At 71.1% G+C, this 21,332-nt stretch carries 16 protein-coding genes; 2 read left to right on the top strand and 14 right to left on the bottom strand.

All coding sequences use genetic code 11. The features are described from left to right. Positions 1-4: 4 nt before the first annotated feature. The 8 genes from ACZ5WE_RS20750 to ACZ5WE_RS20715 all read right to left on the bottom strand — a co-directional run bounded on the left by ACZ5WE_RS20750 (position 5) and on the right by ACZ5WE_RS20715 (position 8,390). Entirely contained in the window at positions 5-1,699 is a 1,695-nt protein-coding gene (locus tag ACZ5WE_RS20750; protein WP_467691075.1) for a serine/threonine-protein kinase, read from the bottom strand. A gap of 90 nt (positions 1,700-1,789) precedes the next feature. Beyond that, positions 1,790-2,902: a bifunctional 3-oxoadipate enol-lactonase/4-carboxymuconolactone decarboxylase PcaDC gene (pcaDC, locus tag ACZ5WE_RS20745; protein WP_467691073.1), complete on the bottom strand. Its 1,113-nt coding sequence runs from the start codon at positions 2,900-2,902 to the stop codon at positions 1,790-1,792. Then, positions 2,899-4,329, bottom strand: a complete 1,431-nt coding sequence (gene pcaB, locus ACZ5WE_RS20740; protein ID WP_467691071.1) for a 3-carboxy-cis,cis-muconate cycloisomerase — start codon at positions 4,327-4,329, stop codon at positions 2,899-2,901. Before pcaB ends, pcaDC begins: the two co-directional genes overlap by 4 nt. After that, entirely contained in the window at positions 4,326-4,880 is a 555-nt protein-coding gene (gene pcaG, locus ACZ5WE_RS20735; RefSeq protein WP_467691069.1) for a protocatechuate 3,4-dioxygenase subunit alpha, read from the bottom strand. The genes pcaB and pcaG overlap by 4 nt, the downstream gene beginning before the upstream one ends. After that, positions 4,880-5,650, bottom strand: a complete 771-nt coding sequence (gene pcaH, locus ACZ5WE_RS20730) for a protocatechuate 3,4-dioxygenase subunit beta (RefSeq protein ID WP_467691067.1) — start codon at positions 5,648-5,650, stop codon at positions 4,880-4,882. Before pcaH ends, pcaG begins: the two co-directional genes overlap by 1 nt. A gap of 70 nt (positions 5,651-5,720) precedes the next feature. Then, positions 5,721-6,923 (bottom strand): thiolase family protein, encoded by a 1,203-nt coding sequence (locus ACZ5WE_RS20725; protein WP_467691370.1) that lies wholly within the window; start codon positions 6,921-6,923, stop codon positions 5,721-5,723. Further along, the gene (locus ACZ5WE_RS20720; protein WP_467691065.1) at positions 6,916-7,596 is read right to left on the bottom strand and encodes a CoA transferase subunit B; all 681 of its coding nucleotides are present in this window, start codon (positions 7,594-7,596) and stop codon (positions 6,916-6,918) included. Before ACZ5WE_RS20720 ends, ACZ5WE_RS20725 begins: the two co-directional genes overlap by 8 nt. After that, on the bottom strand, positions 7,596-8,390 hold the full coding sequence (locus ACZ5WE_RS20715; protein ID WP_467691063.1) for a CoA transferase subunit A: 795 nt from the start codon (positions 8,388-8,390) through the stop codon (positions 7,596-7,598). The genes ACZ5WE_RS20720 and ACZ5WE_RS20715 overlap by 1 nt, the downstream gene beginning before the upstream one ends. Before the next feature lie 167 nt (positions 8,391-8,557). Here ACZ5WE_RS20715 and ACZ5WE_RS20710 point away from each other — a divergent pair, with 167 nt between their 5' ends. Next, positions 8,558-9,025 (top strand): MarR family winged helix-turn-helix transcriptional regulator, encoded by a 468-nt coding sequence (locus ACZ5WE_RS20710; protein ID WP_467691061.1) that lies wholly within the window; start codon positions 8,558-8,560, stop codon positions 9,023-9,025. Position 9,026: 1 nt separating this feature from the next. Here the strand turns inward: ACZ5WE_RS20710 and ACZ5WE_RS20705 are convergent, their stop codons facing one another. The 3 genes from ACZ5WE_RS20705 to ACZ5WE_RS20695 all read right to left on the bottom strand — a co-directional run bounded on the left by ACZ5WE_RS20705 (position 9,027) and on the right by ACZ5WE_RS20695 (position 13,063). After that, entirely contained in the window at positions 9,027-9,983 is a 957-nt protein-coding gene (locus ACZ5WE_RS20705; RefSeq protein WP_467691059.1) for a DUF3048 domain-containing protein, read from the bottom strand. A 78-nt stretch (positions 9,984-10,061) separates the two neighbouring features. Beyond that, the gene (locus ACZ5WE_RS20700) at positions 10,062-11,855 is read right to left on the bottom strand and encodes a hydroxysqualene dehydroxylase (RefSeq protein WP_467691058.1); all 1,794 of its coding nucleotides are present in this window, start codon (positions 11,853-11,855) and stop codon (positions 10,062-10,064) included. A 146-nt stretch (positions 11,856-12,001) separates the two neighbouring features. Then, positions 12,002-13,063: an ATP-dependent DNA ligase gene (locus ACZ5WE_RS20695; protein WP_467691056.1), complete on the bottom strand. Its 1,062-nt coding sequence runs from the start codon at positions 13,061-13,063 to the stop codon at positions 12,002-12,004. A gap of 73 nt (positions 13,064-13,136) precedes the next feature. Here ACZ5WE_RS20695 and ligD point away from each other — a divergent pair, with 73 nt between their 5' ends. Further along, positions 13,137-14,150, top strand: a complete 1,014-nt coding sequence (gene ligD / locus ACZ5WE_RS20690) for a non-homologous end-joining DNA ligase (RefSeq protein ID WP_467691055.1) — start codon at positions 13,137-13,139, stop codon at positions 14,148-14,150. 18 nt (positions 14,151-14,168) lie between these two features. On the opposite strand, the gene ACZ5WE_RS20685 is transcribed toward ligD, so the two are convergent. From ACZ5WE_RS20685 to ACZ5WE_RS20675, 3 genes are all read right to left on the bottom strand, one after another. Beyond that, positions 14,169-16,262 (bottom strand): HEAT repeat domain-containing protein, encoded by a 2,094-nt coding sequence (locus ACZ5WE_RS20685; RefSeq protein ID WP_467691053.1) that lies wholly within the window; start codon positions 16,260-16,262, stop codon positions 14,169-14,171. A 151-nt stretch (positions 16,263-16,413) separates the two neighbouring features. Further along, entirely contained in the window at positions 16,414-18,615 is a 2,202-nt protein-coding gene (locus ACZ5WE_RS20680) for an OmpL47-type beta-barrel domain-containing protein (RefSeq protein WP_467691368.1), read from the bottom strand. After that, complete coding sequence (locus ACZ5WE_RS20675) at positions 18,615-21,029, bottom strand: ThuA domain-containing protein (protein ID WP_467691366.1); 2,415 nt, start codon at positions 21,027-21,029, stop codon at positions 18,615-18,617. Before ACZ5WE_RS20675 ends, ACZ5WE_RS20680 begins: the two co-directional genes overlap by 1 nt. Between the last annotated feature and the right edge of the window lie 303 nt (positions 21,030-21,332).

Raw genomic sequence — 21,332 nt, 5'->3', positions numbered from 1 at the left:
GCGCTCATCGAGCGCGCCACACAGTCATGTCCGCGGTCATGAAGCTGATCCCGTCGTTCGGCAGCGCGGTCGACTTCACCTGGACGACGAGCAGGGCGATGTCTCCGCTGGGGTGCTGCACGCAGATCTCGCTGCCGGACGCCACCGCGGCCAGCGGGAGGTCGTGGCTGTCGGCGCCCTTGAGGGCGAGACGGCACGAATCGAGGGTGGCCCCCGGTTTGCCGTACAGCAAGGTGATCAAGCTCTTGTCGCTCTCCAGCGCACACCTGTCCTGTCCGCAGACGAAGCGGATGTCGCCCTTGCGGTCCTTCCGGGCGACCGGCTCCCTGAGGCTCACGGAGTTCTTCTCGTCGAACCATTCCTGGGGGTACGCGACGGGGCGCGGCGGGGTGGAGGCGTCGGTGGAGGGGCGCGACGCGTCAGGTTTCTGGCCGCTCCCGTCACCCGCCCCCGAGCTCTCCCCGGACCTCGCGTTCTCCCCGGTCTTCGCGTTCTCGCCGGACCCCGAGGCCGCCCCGGATCCCGATGTGGACCCCGACGTCGATCCCGCCCCCCGTCCGGACGCCTCCGAACCGGACTTCGAGGACGTGTCCCCGCGGCGGAGCAGGTCCGTCGCGTCCATCACCGCCCACGTCAGGCCGAGCACCAGCAGTGCGCTGACCGTCGTGATGGCCGTGATGAGCGCGTTGCGTCTTCGGCGGCTCCTCCGATCCAACGGCCCCGTCGGCTGCGGCGTCCGCTGCTGCGGCGGTGGCGCGAACAACGGCAGGGTGTGCACCGGAGTGGGGTGGGGCACCGGCGCCGGAACCGGGACCTCCGGCCCCGCGACGTCCCGCCACAGGGCCAACCCCGCGCCCGCGTCGGACTCCCGGCCAAGACGCCGGCGGCACCACGCGACGATCTCCGCGGGGGTGGCCCGCTCCGCCGGATCGGCGGCCAGGCACTTGGCGAAGAGCGGACGGAGCTGCGCGGGCAGCAGGGACAGATCGGGCTCCGAGTGCACGATCCGGTACAGCACGCCCACCGAGGGGCCGTCCCCGTACAGCGGCTCGCCCAGAGCCGCGAACGCGGCCGTCTGGCCGAGCGCGAACACATCGGTGGCCGGGGTGACTTCGCCCGCGGACGCCTGCTCGGGAGCCATGAAGTGGGGCGTGCCGACCGTGGCGCCCGTGGCGGTGTACGCGGAGGTGGCGCCGGAGGTCAGTGAGATGCCGAAGTCGATCACGCGCGGCCCGTCGGCGGCCAGCAGCACGTTCGACGGCTTCAGGTCACGGTGCACGATTCCGGCGCCGTGGATGGCTTGCAGCGCCTCGGCGACCCCCGCCATCAGCCACAGCACCGCGGGCACCGGCAGCGGTCCGCGCCGGACGACGGCCTCCGTGAGGGAGGGACCCGGCACGTACACGGTGGCAAGCCAGGGCGGCACGCCGTCCGCGTCGGCGTCGATCAGCTCGGCCGTGTAGGCGCCCCGGACCCGCTGGGCCGCCCTTATCTCCCGGCCGAACCGCCGCCGGAAGGCCGGGTCGTCGGCCAGCTCCGGCCGAACCACCTTGATCGCCACCGGTCGGCCGCCCTGGGTGTGCGACAGATAGACCCGGCCCATGCCGCCCGCCCCCAGCCGGGCGGCGAGACGGTAACCCGCCACCACGGGCGGGTCCTCCGCCCGCAACGGCTGGAACACCTCAGTCGCGTCGTTCATCGCAGCTAGCCCCCCGGCTCCCCTGAACCCCAGATCCCTGGCCCTGATCCCCCTGATCAGAGCAGCAGCCTAAACGGTCTGGGGTGACCGCTACTCCTCGGCGATGACCCGCTGTGCCACCGCGAACGCGGAATTGGCGGCGGGCACACCGCAGTAGACCGCCGTCTGGAGCAGCACCGCGCCGATCTCCTCGGGCGTGAGCCCGTTGCGGCGGGCCGCCCGGACATGCATGGCCAGCTCGTCGTAGTGCCCGTGCGCGACCAGGGCGGTCATGGTGATCATGCTGCGTTCGCGGCGCGCGAGGGTGGGATCGGTCCAGATCTCGCCCCAGGCGTAGCGCGAGATGAAGTCCTGGAAGCGGGCCGTGAAGGGAGTGGTGTTCCCCTGGGCGCGGTCCACGTGAGCGTCCCCGAGGACAGCCCGGCGTACGGCCATGCCGCTCGTCGCCGCCCCCGTCAGGTGCGTGCGCAGCGCGGCGGTCACGGCCTCCGGGCGCTCGGCCGGCGCCAGGTGCGAGGCGCCCGCCAGCTCCGTGAGGGAGGCGCCGGGCACCGCGTCGGCGATCTCGCGCGCGTGGGCGGGCGGCGTCGCCGGGTCCTCGCGGCCCGCGACGACGAGCGTGGGAGCGGTGATCGTGGCCAGGGACTCCCTGATGTCGTACGCGGCCAGCGCGTCGCAGCACGCGGCGTACGCGTCGGGGTCGGTGGTCCGGTGGTCGTCCACCAGACCGGGGACCGTGAACCCGGCGGTGAACCAGCGCTCCGGCGCGCTCTGTGCGAGGCCGGCGAGGCCCTCGCGGCGTACGAGGGCCGCGCGCTCCTGCCAGCGCGCACTGCCGCCGAAGTGCGCCGACGAGCAGATCACGGCGAGGCTCTCCACGCGCTCCGGGTGGTGCGCGGCCAGGTGCAGACCGACGGCGCCGCCGAGGGAGACACCCGCGTAGGCGAAACGGTCGATGCCGAGGGAGTCGGCGAGCGCGAGGACGAGGGCGGCCAGGTCGGCGACGGTCGCTCCCGGGCCGATCAGCTCGGCGGGAGACCTGCCGTGACCGGGCAGGTCCCAGCGTATGACCCGGTGGGTGGTGGAGAGTTCGGGCGCCACGGCGTCCCACAGGGCGGTGGAGGTGCCGACGGAGGAGCCGAGGAAGAGCGGGGGAGCGGTCGGGGCGCCCTCAGTGGTGTGGTGCGGCAGTTTGCTGGTCATCGTCGCTCCAGGGCGCGGTCCGTGAGGGCTCCTGCGGAGCCGGTGTAACGGGCGGGGTCGGTGAGTTCGGTGAGGTCCACGGCCGTCAGGTCGGGTTCTTCGGCGAGTACCTCCGCGAGCGTCCTGCCCTCGTCGCGGGTGCGGTGGGCCGCCGACGTGAGGAGCTCCTTGGCGCGCGCCCGGCCCAACAGGGGCGTCAGCTCGGCGGTGAGGCGTTCGGAGACGATCAACCCGTGGGTGAGGCCGAGGTGTTCGCGCATCGTCCCCGGGTGGACCCGGAGGTTCTCGGTGAGTTCCGCCGCGTGGAGGCTCGCGCCGCCGACCGTACGCAGGAGGTCCCGCAGGGGCTCCCACTCCGCGTGCCAGGCGCCTGCCGGGCGTTCGTCCTCGGCGGCCATCGACGCGTGGAGCGTGGCGGCCAGGGCGGGGGCGCGGCGGGCGGCGGCCGCGACGAGGGTGGAGCGTACGGGGTTCGCCTTGTGGGGCATGGCGGAGGAGCCGCCACCAGCACCCTCGGTGACCTCGGCGATCTCCGTACGAGTAAGGGTGAGGATGTCCACGGCCGTCTTGCCCAGGGCGCCGGCGGTGAAGGCGAGGACTCCGGCGAGGTCGGCCACCGGGGTGCGGAGGGTGTGCCAGGGGAGGGCGGGCTCGGCCAGCCGGAGCTGGCGGGCGTAGGCGGAGACGATGCTGTCCCCGAGGTCACCCGCCGATGGGACACCCGGCGACGGGACACCCGCCGACGGGGCATCCGCCGATGGGTCACCCGGCGACGGGGCACCAGGGCGCGAACTGTCCGCGTAGGCCGCAAAGGCGGCCAACGTGCCTGCCGCGCCCCCCAGTTGAGCCGGAAGCGAGGCCCGCACCGCCCGCACCCTGTCCCGCGCGTCGAGGACCAGCGCCCGCCAGCCCGCGGCCTTCAGACCGAACGTCGTCGGGACCGCGTGCTGAGTCAGGGTGCGGCCCGGCATCACCGTGTCCCGGTGTTCCGACGCCAGGCGGGCCAGCGCCGCCTCCGTGCGGGTCAGGTCCACCAGGACCAGGTCCAGCGTGCGCCGCGCGACCAGCATCATCGCCGTGTCCATGATGTCCTGGCTGGTCGCCCCCCGGTGGACGTACGGCGCCGCGTCCGCGGGCACCGCCGCCGTCAGGTCCGCGACCAGCGGGATCACCGGATTGCCGCCGGCCCCCGCGCGCAGCGCCACATCGCGTACGTCGAAGTGTTCGGCGCGCGCCGCCGTGGCGACGGCCGTCACCGCCTCCGCCGGTGCCAGACCCACCTCGGCCTGGGCCCGCGTCAGCGCCGCCTCCGCGTCCAGCATCGCCTGCAGAAGGGCGGTGTCGCCCGTCGCGGCCTCGGCCGGGGTGCCCGCTCGCCCGGGGGCCAGCAGGCCGACGTCGAAGCAGCCGGAATCGTCAACACTCACTGGAACTCCAGGAACACCGTTTCGCCCTCGCCCTGAAGGCGGATGTCGAAACGGTACGTGTGGCTCATCTCGGGGTGGGCGACCAGCGTCGCGCGCCGCGCCGGGTCGAGCGAGCCGAGGAGCGGATCGCCGGGCTCGTCGACCAGGTAGGCGCGTGTGTACAGGTGATGGAGCAGACCGCGCGCGAAGACCGCGACCGCGATGTACGAGACGCCGCCCGGCGGCAGCGTACGGACCGTCCAGTGTCCGTCCGCGTCGGTCGGGACGCGGCCGAACCCGGTGAACGCGACGCCGTCACGGCCGATGACCTCGCCGGTGACCGGATCATGCCGCAGCGACCCCGGCGCACCCGTGCGGGAGCCGTCGGGTGCGGGCTGCCAGGTCTCGATGAGCGCGTCGGGGACGGGGTTTCCCGCGCCGTCGTGGACATACCCGTGCAGGGTGACCGTGTCCGGGTGGCCGGCCGGTGCGACCTCGCCGCCCCGCGGGAAGGGCAGTGCGTAGCCGTAGAAGGGGCCGACCGTCTGAGAGGGAGTCGGAGCGTACGACATCAGTGGTGGTCGCCTTCCTCGAAGAGCGTCGCGGCGGGGCCGTCGAGCACGATGTCCCAGCGGTAGCCGAGGGCCCACTCGGGGGCGGAGAGATCGTGGTCGTAGGCGGAGACCAGGCGTGCTCGCGCCGCCTCGTCGGTGACCGAGCGCAGGACCGGGTCGTAGGGGAACAGCGGGTCGCCCGGGAAGTACATCTGTGTCACCAGGCGCTGCGTGAAGGCGGTGCCGAAGACCGAGAAGTGGATGTGCGCGGGGCGCCACGCGTTGACGTGGTTGCGCCACGGGTACGCGCCCGGCTTGATGGTCGTGAAGGAGTACGTTCCCTCGTCGTCGGTCAGGCAGCGGCCGAAGCCCGTGAAGTTCGGGTCGAGGGGCGCCGGGTGCTGGTCCAGCTGGTGGGCGTACCTGCCGGAGGCGTTGGCCTGCCACAGCTCGACCAACTGCCCGCGTACGGGCCGCCCTTCGCGGTCGAGGACACGGCCGGAGACGGTGATGCGCTCACCGAGCGGCTCGCCCAGGTGCTGGCGCGTCAGGTCGCGGTCGAGCGCCGTGATGTCGGTGACGCCGAAGGCCGGGCCGTATCGCTCCACCGCCTCCGGGTCGCGCAGCGGGATCAGCGGCTGCTCGGGGTGGCGGAAGTGGCTGCTGCGGTACGGGGGATAGTCGCGCGGGGGGTGATCGGAGGGGGCGGCCGCGGCCTGCGCCTTGGCGACCTCCGCGTCTATCTCCTGCTGGCTCAGCCCGTCGGGCAGGGGTTCGGTGAGGGGCATGTCTGTCGGCTCCGTGAGTCCGTGAGTACAGCGTGCTGCGGGATGAGGGCTGGGGGCTGGGGGTTGTGCGTCAGCGTTCGAGGACCAGGGCCAGGCCCTGCCCGACGCCGATGCAGAGGGTGGCGACGCCCGTACCCGAGCCGCGCCGGGCGAGCTGGTGGGCGACGGTCCCGGCGAGCCGCGCTCCGGACGCGCCGAGTGGATGGCCGAGCGCGATGGCGCCGCCCTGAGGGTTCAGGACCCCCGGGTCGAGGTCCGGCCATTCGGCCGCGCACCCCAACACCTGGGCCGCGAAAGCCTCGTTCAGCTCCAGTGTGCTCAGATCGCCGAAGGACCGGCCCGCTTTTGCGAGAGCGCGGTTGACGGCCTCTACCGGCGCGAGGCCGAAGTAGTGCGGCTCGGTCGCGGAGACCGCGGACGCCGAGACGCGGGCCAGCGGCTCACGGCCCGTCGCCTCCAGGCCCTCCTCGTCGACCAGGAGCAGCGCGGCCGCGCCGTCGTTGAGCGGTGACGCGTTGCCGGGCGTGACCGTGCCTCCCGGGGCGCGGAAGGACGGCTTGAGCTTGGCCATCGCCTCCCGGGACGCGTCGGCGCGTACGCATTCGTCGCGCTCGAAGAGGACGGGCTCGCCCCTGCGCCGGGGGACGGCGACCGGCGCGATCTCCGCGTCGAAGAGACCGTTCTGCTGTGCGGCGGAGGCTTTCTGATGACTGCTCAGGGCATACGCGTCCTGCTGCTCGCGCGTGATCCCGTGCTTGTCCGCGACGAGTTCGGCGCTCTCGCCCAGCGGGACCGTCCACTGCGGCTCCATCCTCGGGTTGACCATGCGCCAGCCCAGGGTGGTGGAGTACAGCTCGGTGTTCCCGGCGGGGAAGGGGCTCTCGCTCTTCGGCAGGACGTAGGGGGCGCGGGTCATCGACTCGACTCCGCCGGCCAGGGCGATGGAGACGTCACCGAGCGCGATGGCCCGCGCGGCCTGGATGACGGCTTCGAGCCCGGAGGCGCAGAGCCGGTTGACGGTCACGCCCGGCACCGTCACCGGGAGACCGGCGAGCAGGGCGGCCATCCGTGCGACGTTGCGATTCTCCTCACCCGCGCCGTTCGCGTTGCCGAAGTAGACGTCGCCGATCCGTGAGGGGTCCAAGTCCGGTGTACGGGACAGGAGTTCACGGATCGCGTGAGCGCCGAGATCATCCGGGCGGACGCTCGCGAGCGCGCCGTTGTACTTGCCGACGGGGGTGCGTACGGCGTCGACGATGTAGACGTCACGCAGGCTCATGACGGCTTCCTTCGGAGATCGCATCGGAGAAGGCTTCGGGGACGCGGACCCTGGCCGCTGTCTTGGTGGTGATCTCCCTGGGAGTGACGCCGGGCGCCAACTCGACGAGTTCCAGACCGGTTTCGGTGACGTCCAGGACGCCGAGATCCGTGATGATCCGGTTCACGCAGCCTTTGCCGGTCAGCGGCAGCGCGCACTCATCGAGGATCTTGGGGGAGCCGTCCTTGGCGGTGTGCGTCATCGCCACGATCACCGTGCGCGCACCGTGCACCAGGTCCATCGCCCCGCCGATCCCCGTGATCATCTTGCCGGGGATGGCCCAGTTGGCCAGGTCTCCGCGCTCGGAGACCTGCATGGCGCCGAGCACCGCGACGTCGATATGGCCGCCGCGGATCATCCCGAAGGACAGCGCGGAGTCGAAGTAGGCGGCGCCGGGGCGGACAGTCACCGTCTCCTTGCCCGCGTTGATCAGGTCCGGGTCCACCTCGGCGTCCGTAGGGTAGCGGCCCACGCCGAGGATGCCGTTCTCGGACTCCAGGACCACCTCGACGCCCTCGGGGAGGTGGTTGGGGATCAGCGTGGGCAGGCCGATGCCCAGGTTCACGTACTGGCCGTCGCGCAGTTCGCGCGCGGCGCGGGCGGCCATCTGGTCGCGGGTCCAGGCCATCAGTCGCTCACCGTTCCTTGCGCAGGGGGTTGCTCCTCGGGCGCGGAGACCGTGCGCCTCTCGATCTGTTTGTGGGTGGCCTGCTCCGGCGTCAGCTCGACGACCCGCTGGACGTAGATCCCCGGCAGATGCACCGCGTCGGGGTCGATCTCGCCCGGCTCGACCAGCTCCTCCACCTCGGCGATCGTGACCCGTCCGGCCATCGCGGCCAGGGGGTTGAAGTTGCGGGTGGACTTGTTGAACACGAGGTTCCCGTGCCGGTCGCCCTTGGCGGCCCGCACCAGCGCGAAGTCGGTCCGGATGCCGCGCTCCAGGACGTACTCCCGCCCGTCGAACTCCCGCACCTCCTTGGCAGGCGAGGCGAGCGCCACCCCGCCCGAGCCGTCGTAGCGCCAGGGCAGTCCGCCGTCGGCGACCTGCGTGCCCACCCCGGCCGGCGTGTAGAACGCGGGAATGCCGCACCCTCCCGCGCGCAGCCGCTCCGCGAGCGTGCCCTGCGGGATCATCTCCACCTCCAGCTCGCCGCCCAGGTACTGGCGGGCGAACTCCTTGTTGGCGCCGATGTACGAACCGGTCACCCGCGCGATCCGGCCCGCCGAGAGCAGTACGGCGAGACCCGACTCCATCGCCCCGCAGTTGTTGGACACCACCCGCAGGCCCGACACGCCGGCCTCGTACAGCGCCCCGATCAGCACGCCGGGCACACCGCTCAGCCCGAACCCGCCCACCGCAAGGGACGAACCGTCCCCCACATCGGCCACCGCGCCGGCGGCCGAGGCCACCACCTTGTCCATCCGTCGAGCCCCATCTCTTCCAGGCCTTCGATGCCCTGCTCATTAATCAGGGCACTGACTATTTCCACGAGGTTGAACTTACGCTGCCACTCGTTCCCGGGGCCGTCAAGAGCGAGTAGTGTTCAGTGCACCTACAGAAATCTTCGGCACAGGCAGTGGAGGAACTCATGGCCGCGGTGGACCTGACCACCCACCCCGGGCACCTGGCCCGGCGTCTGCAGCAGGCGCACTACCTGCTGTGGAACACGATGGTCTCCGAGGAGATCACCTCGCCGCAGTTCGCCGTCCTGAACGCGCTCGTCGCCGAGCCCGGCCTCGACCAGCGCACCGTCGGCGAGCGGGTCGGCCTCGACCGGTCCACCATCGCGGAGGTCATCAGCCGCCTGATGCGCCGCGAGCTGCTCGACAAGGTCCGCGACCCGCAGGACGGCCGCCGGTATCTGCTGCACCTCACCGACGAGGGCAAGCGCACGCACCGCAAGCTGACCGTGCGGACGGCCCGGATGAACCAGGTCTTCCTCGGGCCGCTCTCCGCGGACGAGCAGACCGTGTTCTTCGACCTCATCCAGCGGGTCTCGGACGCGGCAGAGGGCCTGCGCAATCCCGCGGAGGCCGTCGCCGCCCCCCGGGCCTGAGTCAGGCCTTCACGTACACCACCCACACCTGGCCCTTGGCGAACGGCAGTTGCTCGCCGCCGTCCGCCGTCGTGAACTCCGTGCCGTCCTGCGGCAACGGCCGCTCCCAGCGCGCCTCGTAGGCACGGCCGTCCCGCAGGACCCGCGCCTTGCCCGAGCCGACGGTCTCGGTGAGGGGCGTGTTGTTGCCCGAGCGGTCGTGGAAGCGCGACTCGCGCATCTTCACGTACTGCACGACGACGGTCGACGCGGCCAGCGTCCCGCCGTCGGTGGTGCGGGCCCGCTCGCCGTCCATGGAGACCAGCCAGCGCTCCTGCCCGGCGGACCAGGTGAAGGTGAACCGCGCCGCCGGGAAGCGGACGGTTTGCTCACGTTCCGGGGTGCCGCCCTTCGGTCGCGGGCCGAAGCGGAAGCCCGTGCTCTCCAGGCCTCCCTCGCCCAAGTCGGCGTCCAGTGCTTTCGGGCGTACGAAGAGGTTGTGCGGGGCGACCTTGTCGCCGCCCCGGAAGTAGGCGTCCCCCGGAGCCTTGCCGGGGGACAGCTGTCGCAGGGGAGCCGCCGAGATGAGCGGGAGGAGCTTCGACTGCGCCCCGGAGAACACGAGAGCCGGATCGTCGAACTGCCGAAGCAGCTCCAGATCCGTCTCCCGCGCGCTGCGCACCGGGCCGATGACGGGTGGCAGCCGGTCGGCGTACACCGCCATCAGGCGGCTGAGACCCGCCTCGACCTGCTCCGCGTACACGACGTCCGCCGCCTCCAGGCCCGTCTGGGGACGCGCCGGACGTACGTTGTCGATCTTCACGGCGAGTACGCGCCCTCCGTCACCGGAGGGCGCCTTCCCGTCGCCTGCCGTGTCGCTCAGGGTGCAGCCGGGCGCCAGGGCCAGGGCGGCGACGGCCGCCACCGCCGCCACCGTCGTGCGTCGTGTCCGTGTCCCTGCCCCAGTCCGCGTTCCCATGCAGGCTTCCTACCCCGTACGCCTCTGCTCTCCCGTCTCCGAGTCCCTCAGCCTCGCCGCCTCCCGCTCTTCGGCCCTTCAGCCCAGATCGAGGGCGTTGCGCAGGCCGAGCCGGTAGCGGGTGCGGTCGTGGCGCTTGAGGAGCTCGATCGCGGGCGCGCGGAACAGGGAGGTCACCGTGCACGGTGCGGCATCCGAACCGACCCTCTCCAGGATGGCGTTCACCGCCTGGCGTGCTGACGTGTTGGCGCCCTCCATCGTCGCCAGGTCGATCGGTACGGCCACGTAGTCGCCTGCCAGACAGAGGTTGGGGATCTTCGTGGCGGCCGACGGGCGGTTGTGCAGGGTGCCCACCGGGTGGATGAGCAGCTCGTCCTCGTTGGTCGGGTTCGGCGTCCCGAGGCCGTCGACGCCCGGGTCCAGGAACCACGAGTGCAGCTTGCTGTCGCTCAGGACCACCTTGCCGGTGTCGTTGAGCGCGGCCTTGAGCTGCGCCCACACCTCCTTGGCGATCTCCTCGCGCGTGCACTGCTTGGCGGTCTTGCCGTAGAGGATCCCCGGCTTGTCCCACTCGGAGATGTCCACGGAAAGACACTCGACCGCGACGCCGTCTCCGTAGTCCGCGGGGAAGTCGCGGTCCGTCCAGTGGCCCGCCTGGGCGATGCCGGTGAGCGACCAGGGCGAGTCGATGCAGTTGAAGTGGCCCTTCACCAAGGGCGGACGCTCCGTCAGATAGAACTGGATGCCCGTCATCCAGTCCGTCTCCAGCTTGTCGCAGCGCGCCAACTGCGGGTCGGCAGCCTTCAGTTCGGCGCTCCACGTCCTGCGCGCGTGCTCCACCGGCATGGCCTGTACGTACTGGTCGGCGGTGATGTCACGGCGTACGCCCTCGGGGTCCTCGATGACGGCCTTCGTGATGCGGCCGCCCGCGAAGCCCAACTGGCGCACGCTCCAGCCGACCTTGAACTCCACGCCCAGAGACTCCAGATGAGTCACCCAGGGGTCGATCCAGGCCTCGTTCGTCGGCGCGTCGAGCAGCCGGTCCGGCGGGCCGTCCGCGCCCTGGCCGAGCGCGTTGAAGACGAAGGCCTCGCCGAGCGTGCCGACGGTGCGGGTGCTCGCCTCCTCGGCCTTGGTGGCGACGATGTTGCGGGTGACGCCGATCGCGAGGATGCGCTGGTAGTCCTTCGACATCTGCGCGGCGCGCACGAACTCCCACCAGGGCGTCGACTCCCAGGTGCTGTCGCGGCGTTCGTCGCAGCTGGTGAGGAAGACCAGGGCGCGGTTCACGAAGTACGCGACCTCGTGCGCGGGAAGGTTGAAGGCGGTGTCGAGGAGCGCGGTGAGCGCCCGCGCGATGTCGTCCGGTGTGAGCTTCTCCGGCTCGCTGCCCGGCCATGGGATCGGCATCCGGATGTCCTCGCGTCCGGTGCGCGCGAACGACATCTCGCGCGGCGCCGCGAGGTTGTCCCAGACGCCGTTCGCGTTCCCCGGGAAGGGAATGCGGCGCATCGTGTCCGGGAGGTTGTGATAGATCCCCGGGATGAAGCGGAACCCGTGCTCGCCGGGCAGCGGCCTGCGGTTGCCCTTCGCGCTGTTCGGTACGTCCATGCTGCGGGCCTTGCCGCCCAGCGCCCTGCGCTCGTAGACCGTGACGGCGAAACCGCGCTCGGCCAGCTCATGCGCGGCGGTCAGGCCCGCGACGCCGCCGCCGAGCACGGCCACCGAAGTCTTCGCCGCATCCGCCCGCGGAGTGCGCCCGGCGGCCGCCGCCGGCAGCGCGCCCGCCCCCAGTGCCGCCACGCCGCCCGCCGCGGCCGCCCCCGCGACAAACGTCCGTCTCGTGCTGCCCGTAACTCCCGAGTGCCCCATGCCCCGGCCCCCTTACCGTAGGTAACTCCCGTATCAGGCGCAGGAGCTTACGGTCGGTGTCCGTGACGTGGAAGCGGCGCGAGGCCGCGGGCGTGAACATTGGCGCGATTGCGTTCCCGGCAGGGTCGGCGCCGGGTCGGGCCGGGTCAGCGCAGTACGTCCGCCAGGTCGTAGCGGACCGGCTCCTCCAGCTGGGCGAACGTGCAGCTGTCGGGGGTGCGGTCGGGTCGCCAGGTGCGGAAGCGCGCGGTGTGCCGGAAGCGCTGTCCGTTCTCCATGTGGTCGTAAGCCACCTCGCAGACGCTCTCGGGGCGCAGCGGCACCCAGGAGAGGTCCTTCTTGCCCGACCAACGGCTCGGCGCCCCCGGCATCCGGGACGTCTCGTGCGCGGCCTCGTCCGCCCAGGCGGCCCAGGGGTGCCCCTCGGGCGACTCCATCCGCAGCGGTTCGAGCTCGTCCACCAGCGCCGCGCGCCGCGCCATGGAGAACGCGGCGCAGACCCCGACGTGCTGCAGGGTGCCCGTCTCGTCGTGCAGGCCGAGAAGGAGCGAGCCGACGATGGGACCGCTCTTGTGGAAGCGGTAGCCCGCGACCACGCAGTCCGCCGTGCGCTCGTGCTTGATCTTGAACATGAGGCGTTCGTTCTGCCGGTAGCGCAGGTCGAGCGGCTTGGCGATGATGCCGTCGAGGCCCGCCCCCTCGTACTGCTCGAACCACTCCTGGGCCAGCTCGGGGTCCTTGGTGGCGGGCGCGAGGTGGACGGGGGCGCTCACGCCCTCCAGAGCCTCGGTCAGCCGTGTGCGGCGGTCGGTGAGGGGCGTGTCGACGAGGGCCTCGTCGTCCAGGGCGAGCAGGTCGAAGGCCACGAAGGAGGACGGGGTCCGCTCGGCGAGCGTGCGCACCCGGGAGGCGGCGGGATGGATGCGCTCCGTGAGGGCGTCGAAGTCGAGCCGCCCGTCCCGCGCGATCACGATCTCGCCGTCCAGGACGCACCGGCCGGGCAGGCGGTCGAGCAGGGCCGCGGCCAGCTCCGGGAAGTACCGGGTCAGCGGCTTGCCCGTACGGCTGCCGATCTCCAGGTCCGCGCCGTCCCGGAAGACGATCGCGCGAAAGCCGTCCCACTTGGCCTCGTACTGCATGCCCGGCGGGATCCTCGCCACGGGTTTGGCGAGCATGGGCTTGACGGGGGGCATCACCGGCAGATCCATGGCTCGATTCTGTGCCCATACGCCACTTCGTGCCCGGTGTGCGCCTCTCGTCCGTTGCGCCTAGCGTGGCGGCATGGGTGGTAGAGCGGTCGAGCTCGACGCGGGTGGGCGGACGGTGCGGCTGTCCAGCGCGGACAAGGTCGTCTTTCCGGAGCGGGGATTCACCAAGCTGGACGTCGCCCAGTACTTCCTGGCGGTCGGCGACGGGATCGTCCGCGCGCTGCGGGAGCGCCCCACGACGCTCCAGCGCTTCCCGGACGGGGTCACCGGTGAGTTCTTCTACCAAAAACGCGTCCCCAAGAACCACCCGGACTGGATCCCCACGGCCACCATCGCCTTCCCCAGCGGCCGCACGGCCGATGAGATGTGCCCCATGGAAGTCGCCGCGGTCATCTGGGCCGCGCAGTTCAACACGCTGACCTTCCATCCCTGGCCGGTACGGCGCGACGACCTCGACCATCCCGACGAACTCCGCATCGACCTCGACCCGCAGCCCGGCACGGACTACGCCGACGCGGTGCGCGCGGCGCGTGAACTGCGCGCCCTGCTGGACGAGTTCGGCCTCAAGGGCTGGCCCAAGACGTCCGGCGGGCGCGGCCTGCACGTCTTCGTGCCGATCGAACCGCGGTGGGACTTCACCGGGGTGCGCCGGGCCGCGATCGCGGTCGGGCGCGAGCTGGAGCGCCGCATGCCGGACGCCGTCACGACCGCTTGGTGGAAGGAGGAGCGGGGAGCGAAGATCTTCGTCGACTACAACCAGACAGCGCGCGACCGCACCATCGCCTCCGCCTACTCGGTGCGGCCCCGGCCGAACGCCCCCGTGTCGGCGCCGCTGCGCTGGGACGAGGTCGACGACGCGGTGCCGGAGGACTTCGACATCGGCACCATGCCGGAGCGGTTCGCCCAGGTCGGAGACGTGCACGCGGACATGGAGAAGCACGCCTTCTCCCTGGAGGCACTCCTCGAACTCGCCGCCCAGGACGAACGGGACCACGGCCTGGGCGACCTGCCCTATCCGCCCGAGTACCCGAAGATGCCGGGCGAGCCGAAGCGGGTGCAGCCGAGTCGGGCCAGGCACGAGGACTGAGGTGTGCCCGGGGTCCGGCTAGGGGGCCAGCGCGGCAGCGATGCCGCGGCAGCTGCTCAGCAGAGCCTCGTCCTCGGCGCAGGCATGGCGCAGGTTCCCCCGGGCGCCGCGGTTGTTGTGGCGGCGGGTGGCGGCCAACTCCTCCCGTATCAGGGGGAGAGCGGGCATCGCCTCCGAGCCCATCTCGGCCAGGCAGGCGGCCGTCGCCGGACGGGTGGCGGGGTTCGCCGCCCACTGGGCCAGGAGCGTCGGCAGCACCTCGGCCGCCTCGGCCCGTACCTTCCACAGAGCGAGGGTCGCCTCCAAGGACCCCTCGTCGGACCCCCCGTCCGCGCTCAGCTCGCGCAGCCGAGGGGCCAGTTTCGCGGCCGGTGGGCCGAGTGACCTGGTGATGCGCAGGGCGAGGTTCCGGTTGTAGGGCCGCGTCGCGGCCAGGGCCTCGCTCAGGAGCGGCAGGGCGAGGTCACTCTCGCCCGTGACCGCCCACAGGGCGTCCGCCGCCTCCATCCGATGGCTGTTGCTGAGAGAGCTGTCGGACACCAGCTCGCGGAGGTACGGCGCGACGTCCGCGGCAGCGCGCCCGAACCTGCCGACTGCCCTCAGTACGGACGACTGGGTCTGTGCGCCGTGGTGGTCCCGCAGGACACCCACCACCAGCGGCAGGGAATCAGTGTGGCGCAGTCGGCTGAGGGACGCGACGAGGCGCGTGGCATCCGACCGTGTGCCGTTCCCACCGACTGACGTGAGCCGGCGGTGCAGCACCTGCGCCAGGGGCGCCGCGGCGGAGCCCAGCGCCCCGACCCACCGGAACAGGTGCTCCGGGACGGCGGCGCCGCTCTCCAGCACCGTGGTCAGCTGAGGCACGGCCCGCGCGTCACCCTGCAGAGCCAGTACGTCCAGGGCCTTGCCGAAGAGGGAGGACTCCCAGCCTTCCGGCTCCCACCGGCCCTCCCACTCGACCAGGGCCGCCGTCAGCATGTCCGCAGCGGCATGGGCGATGGGGTACACCTGCGCCAGCTTGCTCAGCGTGGCCCGCGAGAGCCCCTCGTCATGCTCGGCGAGCTGGCGTCCGAGCAGGACCACAGTGCGGTCGTCCGGCGCGCGCCAGCCGGTCAGCAGGCGCCCGCTCAGCCGGACCGCGGTCATGCGCTGTCCCCGGTGGGCGCCGCACAGCTGGTCGTTCAGCAGCGCGAACCGCTCGGCCGTGCGGTCGCCGAGCGCGTCCTGCAGCTCCTCGAAAAGTGCGTCGGCCGCGTTCGTGTCGATGCTCGCACTGTGCGCGGCCTCGATGTCCCTCAGATGCGACACCAGCGTCTTCGTACGCGGCCGATCGGGGGAGACGGGAGCTTCGCCTCGCTCGCTCGCCGTCCCGTACGCGGTCCGCATCACCTCCGTGGCGATCGCCACGGAGTCTTCGGGCAGCAGGGCGGGAGCGCACTCGGCCAGCTGCGCCAGGGCCGTGAGACGGAGCCCGGGGCCTGCGGTGCCGGACTCGACGACCGCGCGCAGACACGCGCCCGCCTCCGCGCCGAGCGGCTGCGCGTGCCGGGTGCCCAGCAGGCCGACGGCCCGCACCAGGGCCCGCACGACCTCGTCCGCCTGTTCCACGGCGATCCGCTCGCGCAGTGCCCTCAGCACCCGCGCGGGGTCGCCGTGCAGCTGGGCCAGCGCCCGCGGCAGCGCCTCGCGCAGACCCGGGTCCTGGTCGCCCAGGCGTTCCAGGAAGAACTCGGCCCGCCCCCGGATCATCGCGCTCGCGGCAAGAATGTGCGCCGCCCGGTCCGTGTCCTCCTCCTCGTCCGCGAAAAGGTCCGCGAGCTCCTCCGGGTCGGGCTCCTCCTCGCCCGCGATGCTGCACAGCAGCTCCACGAGGGCCCCGCGGTCGGCGACCGACGCGTCGGCCACGAGATCGAAGAGGAACGGCAGGCAGGCGACCGTGGAGTCATAGACATCACCCTGGTGATGCACCGCGCCGTACATCCCGTCCAGAGCGATGTCCCGCTCCTCCGGGTCCGCCGACGCCAGGCCCCGCAGCAGCCGCGGCACGTCCGACGCGTCTCCATAGGCATGCGCCATCGACGCCCAGTCGACGTCCTCGATCCCCGTGGCCATTTCCGGCCCCCCGATTCCCCCGCGCCTCGATCGTGCCTCGATCCCGTTGATCAGAAGCATGCCGTACGGCACTGACAACGGCCCCCGCGCCCCCAAGTGGGGGAGCGGGGGCCGAGGTCGGTCCTGCCGGCCGGGAACTACAGCCCGGTGACTACAGCTCCTTGATCCTGATGTCCCGGTACGAGATCACATCGGTGACCCCGTGCACCTGGAGCCCGACATAGCCGGACGAGTAACGCCGCCCGTCCGTGCCCGGGTCGTCGCCACGCGGTGGCGTGAAGACCTGGCCGCCGGTGTTGTCGAACTCGTTGATCAGGACGCCGTTGCGGTAGATCGAGTAGTGCTGGTCCACCACCTTGATCTCGTAGTCGTTCCACGTGCCCTTCGGGGTGACCCCGGCGCCGCCGAGACCCACCCGGTCGAAGCCGTAGATCGACCCCGTCTTGTACATGTCGCCGGCGGGCCTGTCGAGCATCTGCACCTCATGCCCGTACTTGATGGCGACCCACTCCGGACGTGACTCCTCCGGGTGGTCGTGCACCTGCGGGAAGCGCACGAAGGCACCGCCGTTGGCGTTGCCGTTGCCCGGCGCGTCGTCCCGCCACTGGAGCTTCAGCGAGAAGTCGCCGTACTTGCGCTCCGGGAACCACAGCATGCCCATGCCCTCGACGGTGGTGCTGCTGGTGATCGAACCGTCCGCGTTCAGCCCGAACTTGCCGCCGCCGACCTGCTCCCACTTGTTCAGGGACTCCTGGGTGCCGTCGAAGATCTTGCGGTAGCCCTCGGTCTGGCCCGGCTTGCCGATGCCGGACTGCTTGGCGGCGCGGTTGATCTTGTTGTACTCGCGCTGGTCGATCTCACCGGCCCGCAGGAGCTTGTCCGTGACGCTCTTGACGTGCTTGAGGAAGAGCGCGTGGGACGTCCACTCCTTCTCGTCCTCGATCATCTCGTTGATGCGGCACCGGTTGTTGGTGACCCGGTTCGGGATGCCCGTGTCGATGGTGCCGACGATCACCGTCAACCGCTCGTCGTACTCGGCGCAGTTGGGGGACGGCACGCCGCCGCCCTCCGCGACGGTGAAGGAGACGTCCTTCGCCTCCGCCGTGTTGCCCGCCTTGTCGCTCGCGCGGTACGCCACCGTGTGCCGGCCCACGCGGTCGACGACGACCGGGTCGGCGTAGGCGAGATACGGACCGCCGTCGAGCGAGTACTCGACCTTGTCGACACCGGAGTCGGCGTCGGTCGCGGTGACCGTCACCTTCGCCTTGCCGACGTACGCGCCGTCCGAGTTCTTGTCGCCCTCGACCTTCGCGGAGGTCTCCGGCGGCGTCTTGTCCTCGACCGGCGGCGTGACCACGGTGAACTCGACGGCCTTCTCAGCCGCCTGGTTCCCCGCCTTGTCCGACGCGCGGTAGCGGATCTTGTGCGCGCCCGCCGCGTGGACCATGACCGGCGCGGTGTACGCCGTCCACGCGCCGCCGTCACCGACCGCGTACTCGATCTTGTTGACGCCGGAGCCGGTGTCGGACGCCGTCACGGTGACGGTCGCCATCCCGAGGTACTCGCCCTTGTCGTTCTTCTCGCCGGTCACCGTCGCCGAGGTCTCCGGTGGCGTCTTGTCGTCGGACGAGGGTGGGACCACCGTGAAGTCGACGGCCTTCTCCGCCGCCACGTTGCCCGCCTTGTCGCTCGCGCGATAGCGGATCTTGTGGGTGCCGACCTGGTCGACGACCACGGGCGCCGTGTACGGCTGCCAGGCGCCGTCCGCGCCGACCGCGAACTCGGTCTTGTCGACGCCCGAACCCTCGTCGGTCGCCGTCACCGAGACGGTGGCGGAACCGACGTACGCGCCATCGGAGTTGGTCTGTCCCTCGACCTTGGCCGCCGTCTCGGGAGCGGTCGTGTCCTCGTCGCCGCCCTCGGTCACCACCAGGATGCCCTGCATCGCCCCGTGGCCGGGGATCGTGCAGTGGTAGCGGTAACGGCCAGGCGTCAGGGTGACCTCGGCGGTGTGCTTGCCGCCCTGGTCGTCGTTCGGGTTGGCCAGGATGTTCAGCGGCACGTCGTTGTTGTACTCGGGGTCCGAGACGTCGAACGTCAGCGTGTGCGGCATGCCGGTGTTGTTGCCGGTCGCCTCACTGTTCTCGAAGACGATCGTCGTCGCGCCCGCGACCGCGGTGGTGGGCGCGGACGCGTACTTGTCGATGTCGTTGTTCGCGGTCCAGGTCAGGGTCTGGGCCGCCGCCCGGCCGGGACTGTCCGGCTGACTCGCCGCCGTGGACGTCAGGCCGAGCACCATCAGGAGCGACGCGAGAAGCGCCGTCCAGAGTCCTCGCTTGCGTACCGCCCGCATCATCCGGCCTTCCTTGCGAGATCCTTGGCGGCCGGTGTGGCCTCGCCGCCGGAGTAAGTGACGCGCCACAGCGCCGACTTGGAGTCCGAGGTGAAGAACCCGCGGCCGTAGTCGAGGACGTAGAGCGAGCCGTCGGCGGCGAACTTCCAGTCCATGAGGTTCTTGATGCCGTCGTTGCCGATCGGGATGATCTTCTTCAGGGATTCGGCGTGCGTGGGCAGGCCGCCGCTGCCGACCGTCTTGGGGTCGGTCAGGACCGCGTGCCGGGGCTGGTCGGCGTCGTAGAAGTCGCCGACGAACCACTTGCCGTCCCAGTACGAAGGCCACTTGTCCGCGCTGGAGTTGGCGGCGTCGAAGCGGTAGACCGGGCCGTTCATCGTGGCCTGGCCGCCGCCCTTGAGCCACGGCAGGAGGATCTTCTGCTCCTCCGTCTTGTAGCTCGGGACGCCGTTCGCGTCACGCGGGTAGTCGACGCCGCCGCCCTGCGGCGAGTACCAGATGTTGTTCGGCTCGGCCGGCGGGATGTTCACCAGACCGTCGTTGTTGGGCGACTCGTTCTTGAGGTTCTTGCAGTCGTACCAGCCAAGCGGCTTCGTCGGGTCCGGCAGATTGCGGTCGCGGTAGGGCTGGTTGTTGCCCATGCAGTAAGGCCAGCCGCGGTTGGAGGCGTGGGTGATCGCGGCGAACGTGTCGTACTTCGCGGGGCCCCACGTCGTCGACGGCGCACCGGCGTCAGGACCGACCCAGCCCGCGTAGAGCGTGTCGGTCTTCTTGTCGATGGAGATGCGCGCCGGGTTCCTGACGCCCATCACATAGATCTCACCGCGCGTCTTGCCGCCACCCTCGTCCGGCTCCTTGCCGGTGAAGAGGTTGCCCGAGGGGAGCGTGTACGTCCCGTCGTCCTCCGGGTGGATGCGCAGGATCTTGCCGTTGAGGTTGTTGGTGTTGCCCGCAGTGCGGCGCGCGTCGGCGAAGGAGACGCCCTTGAAGTTGGGCTGCGGGTTGTTGCCCGAGTAACCGTCGCTGAACTGCGAGGAGTTGTTGTCGCCGGTCGCGATGTAGAGATTGCCCTTGGAGTCCCAGGCCATCCCGCCGCCCGCGTGGCAGCAACTGTGGATCTGCACCGGCCACTTGAGCAGCACCTTCTCGCTGCCCATGTCCAGCTTGTCGGTGGCCCGGTCGAGCGTGAAGCGGGAGACGTGGCGCTCGGCCATGTGCGTCTCGCGGTTGATCTTCGAGTGGGGTGTGTAGTGCAGGTACACCCAGCCGTTCTGCTCGAACTTCGGGTCGAGCTCGATGCCGAGCAGGCCCTCCTCGACCTTGATCAGCTCGTCGCCGCCGCCCTTGTTGCCGAAGACGGTCAGCGCGCCCGCGAGGGTCGACTTCTTGGTCTTGGGGTCGTAGACGTGGATCTCGCCCTTGCCCTTGCCGACGTCGGGGTTGTTCCAGTCGGTGATGACCGGCTGCGAGGAGTCGGCGCCGCCGCGGCCGATGTAGAGGACCTTGCCGTCGGGCGCGGTCACCAGGCCGTGCGGCTCGCCGATCTGGTCGTTCTGGCCCGGCTGGTTGGCCTGGGTCAGGCGCGACGCCTTGTAGTTGGCCGTGATCGTCGACTTGCAGTCGGCGCGCGCGATGCGGCTCGTCCAGAGCAGCGCGCCGCGCAGGTGCTGCCGGAAGTCGGTCTCGTCGTAGGAGGCCGCCGTGCCGCCCATGCCGGTGTAGAAGGAGCGTCCGCCGTCGTAGTCACGGCACCAGGAGACCGGGTGGTCGGCGCCGTTCTTGCTCTCGCCCGGCTGGTACGTCGACTCGCGCACGCGGGCCACCGTGTGGACCTCGCCGGTCGGGTTCTTGGTCCAGTTCAGCCACTGGTCGGGACGCTTCCACTCCAGGGGCAGGTCCTTGGTGGCCGGGTTCTCCCGGTCGCCGACCTCGACGGTGGCGCGCTGCACGTTCGCCGGGCTGGAGTCGGCAGGTCGTGCGCCGATCAGACCGGTGAACCAGGTCGAGTACGGCTCGGCGCGGGCCGCGTCATGGATGCCGACGAAACCGCCGCCCGCCTCCATGTAGGCCTCGAGTCCCGCTTCCTGCTCGGCGTCGAGGACGTCGCCGCCGCCGGTCAGGAAGGCGATCGCGTTGAACTTGCCGAGCTTGGCCTCGTTCGTGAAGACCGCCGGGTCGTCGGTCGCCTCGATCCTGAACCGCTGGGCGGCCGGGCCGGATTGGCCGATCTTCTCGATGGCCTCGATCCCGGCGTTCACGACCGGGGACTCGTCGCCGTCCGCGGCCGAGCCGTGGAAGACAAGCACGCGCACGTTCGCCTGGCCGGGCGGTGACGGCAGGGACATCGTTGTCAACGGCGGCTCGGGATAGGGCCGCGCGGTGGCGGCCTGTGTGGAGAGCGCGCCGGTGACCATCGCTCCGGAGAGCAAAGCGGCGGCCCAGGCACGGCGCGAGCCGACCTGGTGGCGATCGTGGTTCTGGCTCTGGCGGTTCCGTCTGCGTCTGACTCTGCTCAACCCTCGTACAGCCAAGGGCTCTTGATGCGGTGTGAGCCGCATGAGTACACCCACCCCTCGTCGGTCACAGCAACAGGCGCGGATGAAGCTAGACCTCTTTTGGCCACTCGCCAATAGGTAACACCGGAATTCCGCGAACTTTGTCCTGCGTGTGGATAAACAAAGATCCCCCCGATACCGTGTGGCCGTCTCGGGGGCCAC

The organism is Streptomyces sp. NPDC033180, from assembly GCF_055577645.1.
Note: the sequence above shows the minus strand (reverse complement) of the source record. Positions and strands in the feature narration are given on the sequence as shown.